Below are 14,943 nucleotides of genomic sequence, written 5' to 3'. Positions count from 1 at the left end.
CCGGCGAGGCGGCCCGGCGTCCCCGGACCCGTCTCACCCGCGGGGGAAGAGCGCGTCGGTGAACGCGTTGCGGAACTTGCCGTCCGGGTCGAGCGCGCGCGTGAGGCGTGCGAAGTCCGCCGCGCGCCCGTACCGGGCGGTGATGTCGGCCGGGTCCATCGCGGTCAGCTTGCCCCAGTGCGGGCGGGCGCCCAGCGGTAGGAGGCGCTCCTCCACGGCCGCCAGGACCGGCGCCACGGCCCGCGGGTCCGGCAGCCACGTGAAGTGGAAGGTGACGCAGTCCCGGCCGTGGGCGGGGCTCAGCCACAGGTCGTCCGCGCGGACCGTGCGCACCTCCGCGACGTACAGCGCCGGGGCCAGCAGGTGCCCGATCCCTCGCAGGGCCGCGAACGCGGCGCCCGCGGCCTCGCGCGGCACGTAGAACTCGGACTGCAGCTCTTTGCCCGCGCTCGGCTCCAGTTCGGGGCGAAAGTGCGGGAGCCGCTCGTGCCAGGGGCCGACGACCCCCATCTGCTCGGTGCTGGGTTCCGGAGGCATCCCCGGGACGGGGTGCACCGGGCCGGAAGCGGGCCGACCGCCCCGCCAGGCGCCCTCGGGGCGGTCGGTGCGGTGCTTGAGCCACACGGAACCCTCCCCGAGCCAGTCGGTGAACAGGCTGACGCTGTAGGCCGCGCCGAACACGTCGTCGACGCGGTCGGCCACCTCGTCCAGGGCCACCCCGACGCGGACCCGCTGGGCCACCGTGAACGCCGGTTCGATCTCCAGGGAGAGCCGGGTGACGACGCCGAGCGCGCCCAGCGCGACCACCGCGCCGGGGAAGACCTCCGGGTCCGCGTCGCGGCTCAGCCAGGCCAGGTCGCCGTCGGGGCCCAGGAGCTGCACCGCGCGCACGGCGGCGGACAGGCAGCGCTGGCCGTCCCCGGACCCGTGGGTGCCGGTCGCGCACGAGCCCGCGACGGAGATGTGCGGCAGCGAGGCCAGGTTCGCCAGCGCGAACCCCCGCCCGTGCAGCGCGGTGACCAGTTCGGCGTAGCGGGTACCGGCGGTGACGGTGACGGTCCGGCCCCCGGCGTCGATCTCCGCCTCCGGGGGCAGCCCGTCCAGGCGCACCAGGTCGGCGTCGGAGTCGGCGACGAGGTTGAAGGAGTGGCCGCTGCCCAGGGCGCGGATCCGTGCGCTGTCGCGGACGACGCGGCGCAGTTCGTCCAGCGTCCGGGGCCGGTGGACCCGCGGGCTGGCGAAGGTCACGTTGCCCGCCCAGTTGGTGGTCCGCGTGTGCGGTGCTGGCATGGTGCGCTCCGTGGGTGGGACGAGCGGCGTACGGCCCCGGCTTCCCGGGCGCCGCCACGGCAGGCGGCTTCCCGGAGGATAGCCGGGCGGCCCTCCTCGCGGTTCGTCCGGGACGACGCTGGCGACCGGTCGTCCGCGCCGGGAGTCCCCGTGTGCGTCCGGACACCTGGTACGACGTTCCAAACGCCGTAAGGTTGGCAGTTTTCCTTTAACGATTTCCGAAAGAAAAGGATGCCGTCTGGGGCGGAATGGCTGTCCGGTTATGATTTCGTTGTCGCGGTTCGTCTCTCCGAGGAGAATTCGGCATTAGGATTGTTTCTCGACGGCGGAGTTCCGCACCCGCCTCCGCCGGGCCCGCCCCGCGGCCCCGGACGGCGCTCTCCCCTCCCCACCGGTCGAGGGCACAGCGCGTCCGCGATCCCCCATGGCCGGTCCGAGAAAAGCGGGCCGGATTGATCCGAACGAGGATTCTCTTGACATTCTTTTCCCCCGTCCCCGCACGTCGCGCGCTGCAGGGAGGCGTCGCATTCGCGGCATTCGGCGCGCTCGGCATCGCGGCGGCGGTTCCCGCCCACGCCGAGAACGGAGAGATCGGCTACGCGCACGCGAACGTCGCGGGCGAGGCCGACATCACCGCGTTCCACCCGAGGATGGCCGACTTCCACGGCACCAACCGGTACCTGGACGCCTTCGGCGGCGAGGTCTTCGCCCTCTCCCGCACCTCCGTCCTGTCGGACGTGGACAGGGACCAGATCCGCTCCCTCGTGAGTTTCGACGAACTCCGGATCGAGCTGACGGAGGCCGATGTCGAGGCCATGCGGGCTGCGGCCGAGGGCGGGGTCTCCCAGCCCGGTCTCGCGAACCCCGAGGGGGGTTCCGACGAACCGCTCCTCCGGGCGTCCTTCACCGGCACCCAGATCGAGGCCGTCCAGAACTGGGCCGGTGACAGGGAGTTCTCCCACGAGCCGGGCACCGAGTCCGTCGAGGTGAACGAACTCGGCGCCGAGATCTCCCTCTCCGTCGACGAGGCTCCCTGGAGCGACACGCTCAGGGACTCCGACCTGGGAAGGGTCGAGCTGTGGGGTGGAGTCCAGACCCTGGACATGGTCGTGACCTTCCCCGACGAGGGGTTCAGCGTCTCCTACGGGGTCGGCGAGACCATCGTGGCCTCGGACACCGAGCCCGCTGCTCCGGAGGAGCCCGGTGACGGCGGCGAGGGGCCCGGTGACGGCGGAGAGGACCCCGGCTCCGAGGGCCCCGACGAGGAGCCCGGCGGCGAGGACCCCGGCTCCGAGGCGCCCGGTGACGGCGAGGACGGAAGCGGCGGCGGGGACGAGGGCACCGAGGACGGAAACGGCCAGGACGGTGACGACGGCGCCGCCGGTGACGTGGACGAAGCCGATGGCCGCGACCCCTCCGAGGCGGGAGCGGCGAACGGCTCCGGCGGTCCTCTGGCGCAGACCGGGAGCCCGGTCGCGGGTCTGATCGCCGCCGGTGCCGCGATCGCTGCCGGAGGCGGAGCCGCCGTCTACGTGACGCGCCGCAGGAGGAACGCCTCCGCGACCGTCGGGGAGGCCGGCGAGGCCTGACCGGGGGCGGCTGCCCGAACCCGACGCGGCACCCGGGGACCAGAATCCCCGGGTGCCGCGCCGTGTGGCCAGGTCTCTCCGAGGAGCCGGGCGATTCGCTCGGCATCGCATCGGTAAACGTTGTTTAAATCGGTTTCGGGAGAGAACGACACAGGGGGGATCGGCGTCACACCATGACCAGTCGGTCATGGACCGACGCCGACAGAAGGAACACCAACACGGGATGAGGGGATGTTCGCCATGACGAGCGCGTTTCGCATTGGTCCGGTCAGAGCCGTAGCCCTGGGCGCGGTGTCGCTGCCCGCACTCCTGCTCGCGTCCGCGCCCGCGGTCGCCGGAACCGCCGACTCCGGTGCGGGCGCCATGAGCGTCCGCGACTGCACTGCGGCGGACTTCGAGGTGGCCGAGACGGCGCGCGAGGGCGCGGCCGGTACCGTCCACATCGAGTTCGAGCTGGTCAAGCAGGAACCGCTCAGCCCCGAGGACGACGTGGCGTGCACCATGTACCCCTCCCTCGCGAACATGTACTGGGGCCAGCCCGACGGCAACCTCATCGGGGCCGAAGCGGAGACCGAGGGGCAGGACGGCAGCGTCTTCGCGCTGTACCCGGGCGACGCGGCCGCGGTGACCGTGTCCCGCCCCAACCCGGAGGTCTACGACCCCGAGGAGTGCAACCCCACCGAGGTGGCCGGGGCCCACCTGTTCCTCCAGAACGACGAGGGCTCCGCCTACGTGCCCACGGACGGGAACGACCGCGTCTGCGTCAACCCGGACCTGGGCGCGTCCACCGTTTCCGAGATCACCCCGGCCTGATCCGGCCCGGTGCGGCCCGGCCCTGGCGGGCCGGGCCGCGCGTGCGTCCCGGCGATATCGGCGTATCGCTTCTCTTCTCCGTCATGCCACGTCACACCGGGTGACGCGGCCCGTGCTGGCCGCCGAGCGGCTCCGGGCCGATGAGATCGCGCAGGACGGAGAGTTCCGTGCTGGTGGGCGGTGAGGTCTGAGCGAGCTCCCGGGCGACGGTGAGGTCCCAGCCGGTGGCCTCGCGGACCGCGTCCAGCGCCACGCCGGGGTGGATACCGGTCAGGACGAGTTCGCGGGTGACGGGGTCTGGTTCGAGCACGCCCAGGTCGGTGATCACCCGCACCGGACCGGCGCCGCGCAGGCCCAGGCGTTCGCGGTCGCCGGGGCCCGAGCCGTGGCCGACCGAGGTGACGAAGTCGACCTTCTCGACGAAGGCGCGCGAGCTGTGCCGCATGATGACGACGACCTCCCGGCAGGAGGCGGCGATCTCGGGGGCGCCGCCCGCCCCGGGCAGGCGCACCCTCGGGTCCGTGTAGTCGCCGATGACGGTGGTGTTGATGTTGGCGTACCGGTCGATCTGGGCGGCGCCGAGGAAGCCGACGTCGATCCGTCCGGCCTGGAGCCAGTAGTTGAAGACCTCGGGGACCGAGACCACGGTGTCGGCGGTGTCGGCGAGGACGCCGTCGCCGATGGACAGCGGCAGGCGGTCGGGGACGGCGCCCAGGGTGCCGGACTCGTAGACCATCCACAGGTCGGGGGCGTGCGTGCGGCGGGCCACGTTCGCGGCGGTGCTGGGCAGGCCGATGCCGACGAAGCAGGACATCCCCTCGCGCAGCGAGCGCGCCGCGGTCACGGTCATGATCTCGTCGGAGGTCCAGGTCACGGTGGTCACGCGCCTCTCCCCGCAGGTGCGGTGCCGGAGGCCGCGGGCGACGCGGGGGCGGAGGGGGACTCGGCGCCGGCAGTGAGGTCCGCGAGCCAGGCGGTGAAGGCCTCGCGGTCGCGGCCGATCGCGTCCCAGGCCCGGTAGGCCTCGTTGTCGCGCTCGTAGTAGCCGTGCGAGTAGGAGGGCGCGGCGCCGCCGGGGACGACGCTGACCCGGTCGACCACGCGCGCGGGCAGGATCACCTGGCCGGGTACGGGGTCGAGGGTGTCCACGACCTCCTCCACCGTGGCCAGTACCCGTTCGGAGGCCAGCGCGGCCTCCTTCTGGATGCCGGTGATGCCCCACAGTTGGACGTTGCCCCGGGTGTCCGCCCGCTGCGCGTGGATCACGGCCACGTCGGGGTTCAGGGCCGGGACGGCGGCCAGTTCCTGTCCGGTGAAGGGGCAGGTGACGGTCCTGATGTGGGGGTTGTGCTCGACCAGGTCGGTGCCGGAGTAGCCGCGCAGGATGGCGAAGGGCAGCCCGGAGGCGCCCGCCGTGTAGCGGTTGGCCATCCCGGCGTGGCTGTGCTCCTCGATCTCCAGGGGCACGGGCCAGGAGGAGGTGACGGCGTCGCGGAAGCGGTGCAGCGAGCCGACGCCGGGGTTGCCGCCCCAGGAGAAGACGAGTTTCCCGGCGCACCCGGCGCCGATGAGCTGGTCGTAGACGATGTCGGGCGTCATGCGCACCAGGGTGAGGTCGCGCAGGCCCTGGCGGATGATCTCGTGCCCGGCGGCCACGGGGATGAGATGGGTGAACCCCTCCAGGGCGACGGTGTCGCCGTCATGGATGAGCTGCCGGACAGCCTCGTCCAGAGGGGCGATCACGAAACCCTCCTGTGCGCATTGCGAATACTCGTACTCACTGCGAACTTCATAGGCCGAAAGCTATTCCCCGCTCCTCGTCGCGTCAAGGGACTCCGACCGCCGACGCGGGTCCACGCCGGGTGCGTCGACGGCCACGGGGAACGTGACAGGCGTCGTGGAGCGAAGGGTTTCTGGCCCTCGTGGCCTGCATCGGTGGACACCTTGGGGGCACGGAAAGCGCCATGTGACCGGACTCGGCAGCTGTCAGCCGGATGCCGGGCAGCACAAAAGAAACCGCCGGGCCCGTGTGGTGTGCGGGTCCGGCGGTTTCTCCACTGTCTCAAGGTGGCGCACTCGGGAGGACTCGAACCCCCAACCTCCTGATCCGTAGTCAGCGGATGATCGGATGAATAGTCGCAGGTCAGGGCCAGTGCACTGCCGTCTCGGTGTTGCACTTTTCCACGTATGTGCCACGCCGCCGCGATCGGTGGTCCGTCCGACCTTCGGCGCTCTTCTCCTTCGCTGGCTCCGGCATCTGCCTACTGCCTTTCTCAGCGGCAACGTGCCCTGCTGCGCGACGCCGATGCGGCTGCCGAGGCCAGCTTGACGTGCTGTCCTTGAACGAGGACGATTTTCCTTTGTCCTCGAACGAGGACGGGCCTAGAATGTCCTCGAACGAGGACGGAGAACATGCGATGCCGGAAGAGTTCACCCTGACGGGGTGGTCCAAGCTCGGCGGCCTGGTCCGCGACACCCGGCACTCCCAGGGGCTCAGCCAGGCGGCTCTGGCCGCCCGGGCCAATGTCGCCCGCTCCTGGCTGGCCCGCGTCGAGGCCGGACACCGCGGCGCCGAACTGGAGCCCCTGCTCCGACTCCTCGCCGCCCTGGACCTCACCCTCACCCTGCGCTCCGACCGCGACGCGGCACAGCCGAACCCTGATCAGGCCCCTGCCGTACCTGCGCAGAAGCCGGGAACCCACCAGGACCCGCCGGACGAAGTCGGCTCAGGTCTACGCGCTACCTCACAGGCGCGTCGGGCTTCCTGGGGTCTTCCGGTCACCGGCACCAGGGACGACGGCGATGACTGAGCGCCTGGCCGTCCTGCTGTCAGGCCAGGTGGTGGGACACCTGGATCGCGAGGCCGCCGGTGACGATCCCACGTTCTCCTACACGGCCGAGTACGTACGCGACGGTGAGGTGGCGCTCTCCGCGCGCCTTCCCATCCAACGGGGCCCCCACCCGGAGAAAAGAGTCAACCCGTACCTGTTCGGGCTGCTTCCCGAGAACGAGGACGCCCGTGCCGCATGGTCCGACCAGCTCGGGGTCGCCGTGGACGACGCGTTCGGCATCCTCGCGGCGATGGGCTGGGACTGCCCGGGAGCCGTCCAGTTCTGTCGCGAGGAGGACCTGGAGGAGCTTCGGACCCGCAGCGGCGAACACCAACCGGTCAGCGACACCGAGATCGCCGAGCGGATCCGCGCACTCGCCGGTAAAGAGCCGTCCTGGACGATGCCCGGTGAACACTGGTCGTTGGGCGGGCAGCAGGAGAAGTTCGCACTCGCGAGGATCGACGGGCGCTGGCACACGGCCCACGGCAGCGCCGCCACCACCCACATCGTCAAGCCTCGGATCAGACAGTTGCACCACCAGGCCCTGGTCGAGCACGTCACCATGGAGGCGGCGTCGGCCGTGGGCGCGGTCGTCGCCAAGAGCACCTTCACCCGGTTCGACGACCAGTGGGCCATCGTGATCGACCGCTTCGACCGGTCCCTGGAGGCCGGTCGCGTCCTGCGCACGCACCAGGAGGACTTCGCTCAGGCGTGCGGGCGCATGCCCGCGCACAAGTACGAGTCCCGCAACGGTCCGGGGCTGACGGACATGATGCGGGTCCTCACCCGCGAATCGACCGGCTTGTTCGACGACCGGCTCGCCCTCGCGGACTTCGTGATCATCAATCTGGTGGCCGGTGCTCCCGACGGGCACGCGAAGAACATCTCTGTTCTGCGTGCACCGGGGCTGACCCGTGTGGCCCCGCTGTACGACCTGGCGACGGGCCTGGCCTACGACGCCCGGAAGGTTGAAAGGTCGGTGGCCCTGTCCATCGGCGGCGAGCGCGTCGCGTCACGGATCAGACGCCACCAGCTCAGGAAGGCCGCCCAGATCCTCGGTCTGGATCCGGAACTCCTGACCGGGCGCGTGGCGATGTTGGCCGAGACGTTCCCGAAGGCGTTCGAGGAAGTACTGGAAGGATTTGCCGATTCCGCCCCGGGCGCCCAGGAGGTGGCTGAGAGGACGCTTCCCGCGTTGCAGGCCCACACCCGGCACATCCTGGACCGCCTTGGCGACCACTGAGAACCGATGCCTTCGCCCACTACGGGCACATCTTCGAAACGCTGCAGCTGCTGCAGTCCCTGCACGATTCTGCTTGATCTTCGGACCGCTTCGGGCACCTGTTCCCCGACCGCCTGGACGAGGTCGCCGAGGCCATGGACGCCGCCCGGACGCGCGTACTCGCCGCCTGAGGGTCCGTGTGCAGTGAATGTGCACTGCGGCCCTGATCGCGTCTTCGCACGGGGTGGCACAAAAGAGAGCGCCCGGCCTGTGGTTAGCAGGTCGGGCGCTCTTCTTCACTGTCTCAAGGTGGTGCACTCGGGAGGACTCGAACCCCCAACCTTCTGATCCGTAGTCAGATGCTCTATCCATTGAGCTACGAGTGCAGGTTGTTCAGTTGTGTGTCGCCCGGTCTCCCTGGCGACGTCTTTGACTCTATCACGGTGTCAGAGGGCCTCGAACCGTTTTGTGAGTGTGCGACCGGTCATGCCGGTCCCCGTCCGCCGGGCGGTCCCGGACCGCCCGGCGGACGGGCCGGAGCGTCAGCAGGTTCCGCCGAGGGCCACCCCGTCGACGCGGGAGACGCCCGCGTCGCGCTGCGCGCCCACGCGCCGGTTGACCTCCTCGGGGGCCACGGACTCGCCCTGCTGGTGGTACACCCAGTCCACGTCCTGCACGTAGGTGCTCGGGCCGCCGGTGTGGCCGCTCATGTCGACGAACCACTGGTTGAAGTTGATCGACATCGGTGACGAGGGGTAGTACTTCCCGCTGTGCTCGGCCACCAGGTGCGTGTCCACGTAGTAGCGGACCACGCCGTCCGTCACCTGGACCACCAGGTCGCGCCATCCGTCGAAGGAGCGGTTCACGACGTCGCTGGTGTTGTCCGCGACCCAGGGGTCGCGCTGGTAGGTGTGGTACGAGGTCAGGTACATGGCCTCCGCCGGGGCGCCCCAGCCCGAGTTGGGCAGGTACTCGAAGTCGAGCTCGCTGTAGGCGGGATCGTTGTCGTAGGCCAGGGGCGTGATCGTGTAGAAGGTCTGGAGCACGGTGTCGCCGTCCTGGCCGGAGACCGGCGCGTCGGCGAACTTGATCTTGGCGGCGTAGGTGCCCTCGTGGAACTTCTCCTCGCCGAAGGTCAGCTCGGCCTGGCTGGTGCCCGCCGGAGTGCCGTCCGTGGTCGAGGACAGGCGCAGCAGGGAGTCGCCGCCCTCCTCGGCGAAGGAGATGTTGTCGGCGTCCCAGGACGCGCCGGGCACGCCGGGGCCGCCGGGCCAGCTGCGGACGTTCCAGCCCTGGCCGCGCAGGGCCGGGTCGTCGGGGCCGGTGTAGTCGAAGTCGTCGAAGAACAGGCCGCAGGACGCGGAGGTCTGGTCGGCGACGGTCTCGACCTCGACGGGGGAGCCCGTCGCGCAGGCGGTCAGGGGGAGTGCGACGGCGCAGGCCAGGGCGATGCGGCCGGGGCGGATGCGGGTGGGCACGGGGGACACCTCGGTTTCGGGGAGGAACAGCCGGGAGCAGGGGCTGGGCCGGGGCCTTCCGGTCTTGGAGGGCCCCGGCCCGGGAGGTGCTAGAACGCGGTCAGCGTCACGTCGAGGGACACCGGCGCGTGGTCCTGGACGTAGGAGGCGAAGTTCGACACGTCGTCGAAGGCGAAGCCGTAGGCCTTGCCGTCCACGGTGTTCTCGTGGAAGACCGCCGCGTAGCGGTTGGTGGTCTCGTGGTTGTAGAACGCCGCGGGGTCGGTGACCGGGTGCTCGGCGGTGTCCAGCAGGGTCGAGCGGTTGAACGCCGCGCCCAGGATCGCGGCCACCGGACCGGTGATGCCGTCGTTGGGGGCCGCCAGGGCGCCGTCGCAGAAGAAGACGTCGCGGGTGGAGGGCTTGGGGATCGGGGCCACGCCGCCGTCGAAGACCAGGTTGCCCGAGCCGTCCACGCGGCCGGTGAAGGTCCCGGCGTTGGTGGTGACGCGCAGGTCGGTGGTGCTGTAGCGCTCCCAGACCTGGTCGATGTAGGAGTCGTAGTAGTCGGCGGGGAACAGTCCGGCGTCCAGCCCGTGCCCGGGGGCGATGACGAGTTCTCCCTCGCGCAGCACGAGCGACGAGAAGACGGGGTCGGCGGAGAGCGCGGCGAAGACCGCGTCGCGGCCGCCCGGCTCGAACGTGCCGGTGGTCTGGTCGGCCTCGCCCTGGAGGCGGATGGCCAGCGGCACGCTGAACTGGTCCACCATGCTGGTGTTGCAGTACATGCCGGTCTCGTTGTGGGTGAACTCCACGGTGTCGTGGAGCACCCCGTGGCTGGGGTCGGACTCGACCCAGCCCGCCGGGTACTGGAGCGCGGGCCTGCCGTTGCCGTCGGTGACGACCTTGAACCGGAGCTTGCCGCCGAGGGCGAAGTACACCCGGCCGGACATGAACGGCAGGGTCAGTTCGCTGACGGAGTCCAGCGGGATCGAGTAGTCGGTGAACCCTTCGTCGGTGTTGTCGGACTCCGAGACCGGGTGCGCGACGCCGTCGGCGTCGACCCAGGACTGCGTGTTCGTGGTCAGGTCGGTGCCCACGACGTAGGCGCGGATCTCGCTGTCGGGGAAGGTTCCGGTCTCGTTGGCGACCCTCACCGGAAGGGCGCCGGCCTGGCCGCCGCCCGAGGTGAGTTCGCCGTTGCTCTCCGCACGGGAGCAACCGCTCGTGACGAGCAGGGTGCCGACGGTGGCGAGCGATGCGCCGCCGAGGAACAGTCTTCGGTCGATCATGGGGGTCGCCTCACTGGAGGGGCTGGTAAGACGCGCCCAATCTGACGACCCCCGAAGCGCCGCGTCAACCCGTGGTCACGATCCGTCCGTGAGGTTCTCGTGTTCTCACTGGTAACAAAGTTGCCATGTGACTCATGTCACTCTTTGGCCGAATGATTTTCGGCTCCACGGGTGAACGTTTTCGGCGGATGGGCGTCCACAGAAGTTCCCCTCTTGGTGGGCCGGGGTTCACGGGGGTTCCGCGGCTCCCGGTCTACGCCCTCGCGCCCTCGGCGGTCTCCGTCGGCAGGGCGGCTTCGGCCGACCCGGCGGCCCCGGACTCCAGGGAGCGGCCAGCCTCCAGCATCCGGCCGATCAGCTCGTCCCTGGTCTCCCTGACGGCGAGCGCGTTCAGGGCCTCGCCGTGCAGCTGGTCGGCGTTGCCGCCGTCGGAGTCCACCTGGACGAGGAGCAGGTCCAGCTCGCGCTGGCGCTCCTCGACCCTTCGGACCTGCTCCCACTCGGTGTGCGCGGCCAGGGCCTCCTCGACCGACGCGCCGTAGTCGCGGACCGCGTCCACCCGCGCCGCCAGCTCGCGGTACACGGCCTCGTGCCGTTCGTGCTGCTGGTCCAGCACGGCGAGCACCCGATCCGAGACGGCGTCGAGGGAGTCCGCCACGTACTCCTCCCTGATCCGCTCGTGCCGGTGCAGCAGCGAGGCGATCCGCCACTCCTCGGCGCGCAGGACCGCCAGGGGCTGGGCCGCGTCGAAGGAGTCGCCCAGCCGCAGGTCGGCCTCCTCGACGGTTCCGATCGTCCTCTGCACGTCCAGCAGCAGGCGGGCGCCCTGCCGCCCCAGGTTCGCGGGCACCAGGTAGCGGTCCGCGTGCGCCGCGGCCAGCCGGTCGCCCCGGGGCCACCACCACCCCGCCCACAGGGCGGCGGCCGCGTACACCGCGCCCGGCACGAACCAGTAGAGGTTGAAGGCCCACTCCGGACCCGCCAGGGCGAGGAACCAGCTCGTCAGGGTGGCGGGCACGAAGGTCAGGGAGAACGCCTGCCAGGACCGGCGCCGCGAGGTCCGCGACAGCCACCGCGGCAGCAGGGACCTCGGGCGCACGCGGGTGACGGCGAGTCCGGCGGCGCCCACGACCGCGGCCTGCGCCAGCAGGCCCAGGAAGTACAGGGGGACCGACCACACCAGGAGGGGTCCGCTGACCAGTGCCCAGAGGAGGCTCAGCGCGGCCACAGCGGTCCCGCCCGCCGCCATGCGCGTCCGGTTCGGGAGCCGGGGCTGCTTGGCCCAGGCCCGCTTCGAGCGCAGGAGGGGCAGGTGCTTCCGGAGCCTTCCGGAGAGGCGGGGAGGCAGTGAGGGGTCCAGGACGGGACGTGCGCCCCCGCGCGTGCTGTCCGCGACCTTCCACCGGCTGTCCGACACTGGTTCGGCTCCTCTCGCGTGCGGTTCGCCGCGCTCGTCCCCTCCGTTTCGGACACGCGTTTCGGACGCGCGGTTTCTCGGGGGTCCGCACCGCACGTTACCGCCCCGGCACGGAATCCGTACCGGGGCGGCGGTCACGAATCCCGCCTCAGCCGGCGACGGCCTCCTCCACGGCGGCGGCCCACAGCGACACCGCGCTGTCGACCTGGTCGCCGTCGACGATGAGCGGCGGGATCATCCGCACCACGTTCCCGTCGGGGGCGCAGGTGAGCAGCAGGAGCCCGTGCCGGGCCGCGGCCTGCTGGGCGCGCAGCGCGGTGGCGCCGTCCGGCGTCCCGTCTGCGGCGGTGAACTCGTTGCCGAGCATCAGCCCCCGGCCGCGCACGTCGCCGATGACCGGGTTGGCCTCCGCCACCTTCTCCAGGCCCAGCCGCAGCCGCTCGCCCATGCGCGCGGCGTTCTCCACCAGGCCCTCCTCCTGGATCACGTCCAGGGTCGCCAGGGCGGCGGCGCAGGACACCGCGTTGCCGCCGTAGGTCCCGCCCTGGGAGCCCGGCCAGGCCTTCTCCATGATCGCGGCGGGGGCGGCGATCGCCGACAGCGGGAAGCCGCTGGCCAGCCCCTTGGCGGTGATGACCACGTCCGGCCGGATGCCCGAGGGCTCGTGGCCCCAGAACGTGCCCGTGCGCCCGAAGCCGGTCTGCACCTCGTCCGCGACCAGCAGGAACCCGTGCCGGTCGGCGCGCTCGCGCAGCCCCTGGAGGAAGGCCGCGGGCACCGGCACGTAGCCGCCCTCGCCCAGCACCGGCTCGATGAACACGGCGGCCGTGTCCTTGGGCGAGGTGACCGTGGCGAACAGGTAGTCCAGCTCGCGCAGCGCGTACGCGACCGCGTCGGCCTCGGACACGCCCAGCCGGTAGGCGTACGGGAACGGCGAGACCACCACGCCGGGCATCAGCGGGCCGATGCCCGCCCGGATCTTGACCCCGGACGTGGTCAGCGACGCGGCGCCCATGGTGCGCCCGTGGAAGGAACCCTGGAACACGATGACGTTCTGCCGACCGGTCGCCTGCCGGGCCAGCCGCAGGGCGGCCTCGACGGCCTCGCTGCCCGAGTTCACGTAGAACAGCCGGTCGAGCCCGGCGGGCAGCACCTCGCCCAGCCGCTCGGTGAGCCGCAGCAGCGGCCGGTGCATCACGGTGGTGTACTGGCCGTGGACCAGGGTCCCCACCTGCTCCTGCGCGGCGGCCACGACGCGGGGGTGGCAGTGGCCGGTGCTGGTGACGCCGATGCCGGCGGTGAAGTCGAGATAGCGGCGGTCGTCCTCGTCGTAGATGTAGGCGCCCTCGCCTCGGGCGGCGACGACCGGTGTCGCCTGCTTGAGGATCGGGGAGAGCTCCGCCATGCGTGGCCTCGATTCCGTGTCGCGTGTTCCGTAGGATTGTTGACAATCGACGCTGCTATGGAAACATCCGTGCGGCGACGGTGTCCAGTGGGCGCACGTTGGGCAGTTCTGACCACAGGCCGAATCTCGACCGGGGAGTAGCGAACATGTCGGATCAGGAAGCACGGGTCGTCGCGCAGGTGGACAAGAGGCTGTTCATCGGCGGGACGTGGCGCGACGCCGCCTCCGGGAACGCCTTCGAGGTGGAGGACCCCTCCACCCGCGAGGTGCTCTGCGAGGTCGCGGACGCGGGGAAGGAGGACGCGCTCGACGCCCTGGACGCGGCGCACCGGGCCCAGGCCGACTGGATGCGCACGGCGCCCAGGGACCGCGGCGAGATCCTGTACCGGGGCTACGAGCTGCTCATGGAGCGCCGGGAGGACCTGGCGGTCCTGATGACCCTGGAGATGGGCAAGCCCTTGGCCGAGGCGCGGGGCGAGATCGCCTACGCCGCCGAGTTCCTGCGCTGGTTCTCCGAGGAGGCCGTGCGCATCGAGGGCAGGTTCTCCACCTCGCCCGACGGCAAGTCCCGCTTCCTGGTCATGCGCCAGGCGGTCGGCCCCTGCATGCTCATCACCCCCTGGAACTTCCCCATGGCGATGGGCACCCGCAAGATCGGCCCCGCCATCGCCGCGGGGTGCACCGTGATCCTCAAGCCCGCCCACCAGACGCCCCTGTCCGCCCTCGCCCTGGCGGGCATCCTCTCCGAGGCCGGGCTCCCCGAGGGCGTCCTCAGCGTCATCCCCACCACGGACCCGGGTTCGGTCACCGAGCCCCTGCTCAGCGACGGGCGCATCCGCAAGGTCTCCTTCACCGGCTCCACCGCCGTGGGCCGCAAGCTCCTCGAACAGAGCGCCGGGCAGGTCCTGCGCACCTCCATGGAACTGGGCGGCAACGCGCCCTTCCTGGTCTTCGACGACGCCGACATGGACGCCGCCGTGGACGGCGCGATGCTCGCCAAGATGCGCAACATCGGCGAGGCCTGCACCGCCGCCAACCGCATCTACGCCCAGGCGGGCATCGCCGAGGAGTTCGCCGAGCGCCTCAGCCGCCGCATGGGCGCGCTGCGCCTGGGCCGCGGCGTGGACGAGGGCGTCGACGTGGGCCCGCTCATCGACGACAAGGCCCGCGACAAGGTGCAGGGCCTGGTGGACGACGCCGTGGGCAAGGGCGCCCGCGTGCTGGTCGGCGGCGGCCCCGGCGACGGCCCGGGCCACTTCTACAAGCCCACCGTGCTCGCCGACGTGCCCTTCGAGGCCGAGCTGTCCACCACCGAGATCTTCGGCCCGGTGGCCCCCGTGCTGCCCTTCGACACGGAGGACGAGGTGCTGCGGGCCGCCAACGACACCGAGTACGGGCTGGTCAGCTACGTTTACACCCGCGACCTCAACCGGGCGCTGCGGGTCAGCGAGAACCTGGAGACCGGCATGGTCGGCCTCAACCAGGGCGTGGTCTCCAACCCGGCCGCGCCCTTCGGCGGGGTCAAGCACTCCGGTCTGGGCCGCGAGGGCGGCCGGGTCGGCATCGACGAGTTCCTGGAGACCAAGTACGTCGGCATCGGCGGAATCTGACCGGATATCCGGGCGAT

The 14,943-nt window shown here is 71.2% G+C and carries 12 protein-coding genes and 2 tRNA genes; 5 read left to right on the top strand and 9 right to left on the bottom strand.

The window, feature by feature from the left end:
* Positions 1-33: 33 nt before the first annotated feature.
* Positions 34-1,290, bottom strand: a complete 1,257-nt coding sequence (locus PV789_RS29200) for an FAD-binding protein (protein WP_274975506.1) — start codon at positions 1,288-1,290, stop codon at positions 34-36.
* 473 nt (positions 1,291-1,763) lie between these two features.
* On the opposite strand from PV789_RS29200, the gene PV789_RS29195 reads away from it, so the two are divergent.
* Together PV789_RS29195 and PV789_RS29190 are read left to right on the top strand one after the other, a co-directional pair.
* On the top strand, positions 1,764-2,879 hold the full coding sequence (locus PV789_RS29195; protein WP_274975505.1) for an LPXTG cell wall anchor domain-containing protein: 1,116 nt from the start codon (positions 1,764-1,766) through the stop codon (positions 2,877-2,879).
* A 240-nt stretch (positions 2,880-3,119) separates the two neighbouring features.
* Positions 3,120-3,692, top strand: coding sequence for a hypothetical protein (locus PV789_RS29190; protein WP_274975504.1), 573 nt, complete (start codon positions 3,120-3,122; stop codon positions 3,690-3,692).
* A 91-nt stretch (positions 3,693-3,783) separates the two neighbouring features.
* On the opposite strand, the gene PV789_RS29185 is transcribed toward PV789_RS29190, so the two are convergent.
* From PV789_RS29185 to PV789_RS29175, 3 genes are all read right to left on the bottom strand, one after another.
* Positions 3,784-4,575, bottom strand: coding sequence for a CoA-transferase subunit beta (locus tag PV789_RS29185; RefSeq protein ID WP_274975503.1), 792 nt, complete (start codon positions 4,573-4,575; stop codon positions 3,784-3,786).
* Positions 4,572-5,435 carry a CoA transferase subunit A gene (locus tag PV789_RS29180; RefSeq protein ID WP_274975502.1) on the bottom strand — a complete coding sequence of 288 codons (864 nt, stop codon included), beginning with the start codon at positions 5,433-5,435 and terminating at the stop codon, positions 4,572-4,574. The genes PV789_RS29185 and PV789_RS29180 overlap by 4 nt, the downstream gene beginning before the upstream one ends.
* Before the next feature lie 325 nt (positions 5,436-5,760).
* Positions 5,761-5,853 (bottom strand) — tRNA-Ser (locus PV789_RS29175).
* 256 nt (positions 5,854-6,109) lie between these two features.
* Between PV789_RS29175 and PV789_RS29170 the strand changes: the two genes are divergently transcribed.
* Together PV789_RS29170 and PV789_RS29165 are read left to right on the top strand one after the other, a co-directional pair.
* Complete coding sequence (locus PV789_RS29170; RefSeq protein ID WP_274975501.1) at positions 6,110-6,502, top strand: helix-turn-helix domain-containing protein; 393 nt, start codon at positions 6,110-6,112, stop codon at positions 6,500-6,502.
* Positions 6,495-7,766 (top strand): HipA domain-containing protein, encoded by a 1,272-nt coding sequence (locus PV789_RS29165; protein ID WP_274975500.1) that lies wholly within the window; start codon positions 6,495-6,497, stop codon positions 7,764-7,766. Before PV789_RS29170 ends, PV789_RS29165 begins: the two co-directional genes overlap by 8 nt.
* Before the next feature lie 289 nt (positions 7,767-8,055).
* Here PV789_RS29165 and PV789_RS29160 read toward each other — a convergent pair.
* The 5 genes from PV789_RS29160 to PV789_RS29140 form a co-directional block, all read right to left on the bottom strand.
* Positions 8,056-8,131 (bottom strand) — tRNA-Arg (locus PV789_RS29160).
* Between the two features lie 156 nt (positions 8,132-8,287).
* Entirely contained in the window at positions 8,288-9,223 is a 936-nt protein-coding gene (locus PV789_RS29155; RefSeq protein WP_274975499.1) for a glycoside hydrolase family 16 protein, read from the bottom strand.
* 89 nt (positions 9,224-9,312) lie between these two features.
* A complete protein-coding gene (locus PV789_RS29150; RefSeq protein WP_274975498.1) occupies positions 9,313-10,494 on the bottom strand; it encodes a glycoside hydrolase family 64 protein in 1,182 nt (393 codons plus the stop codon).
* Positions 10,495-10,747: 253 nt separating this feature from the next.
* Positions 10,748-11,911: a hypothetical protein gene (locus PV789_RS29145; RefSeq protein WP_274975497.1), complete on the bottom strand. Its 1,164-nt coding sequence runs from the start codon at positions 11,909-11,911 to the stop codon at positions 10,748-10,750.
* A gap of 148 nt (positions 11,912-12,059) precedes the next feature.
* Complete coding sequence (locus PV789_RS29140) at positions 12,060-13,316, bottom strand: aspartate aminotransferase family protein (protein ID WP_274975496.1); 1,257 nt, start codon at positions 13,314-13,316, stop codon at positions 12,060-12,062.
* A 146-nt stretch (positions 13,317-13,462) separates the two neighbouring features.
* Between PV789_RS29140 and PV789_RS29135 the strand changes: the two genes are divergently transcribed.
* A complete protein-coding gene (locus tag PV789_RS29135; RefSeq protein WP_274975495.1) occupies positions 13,463-14,926 on the top strand; it encodes an NAD-dependent succinate-semialdehyde dehydrogenase in 1,464 nt (487 codons plus the stop codon).
* Positions 14,927-14,943 lie beyond the last annotated feature (17 nt).

The sequence above is a fragment of the Nocardiopsis camelliae genome, assembly GCF_028993595.1.
Lineage (GTDB): Bacteria > Actinomycetota > Actinomycetes > Streptosporangiales > Streptosporangiaceae > Nocardiopsis > Nocardiopsis dassonvillei.
This window is presented reverse-complemented; position numbering and strand designations above follow the sequence as displayed.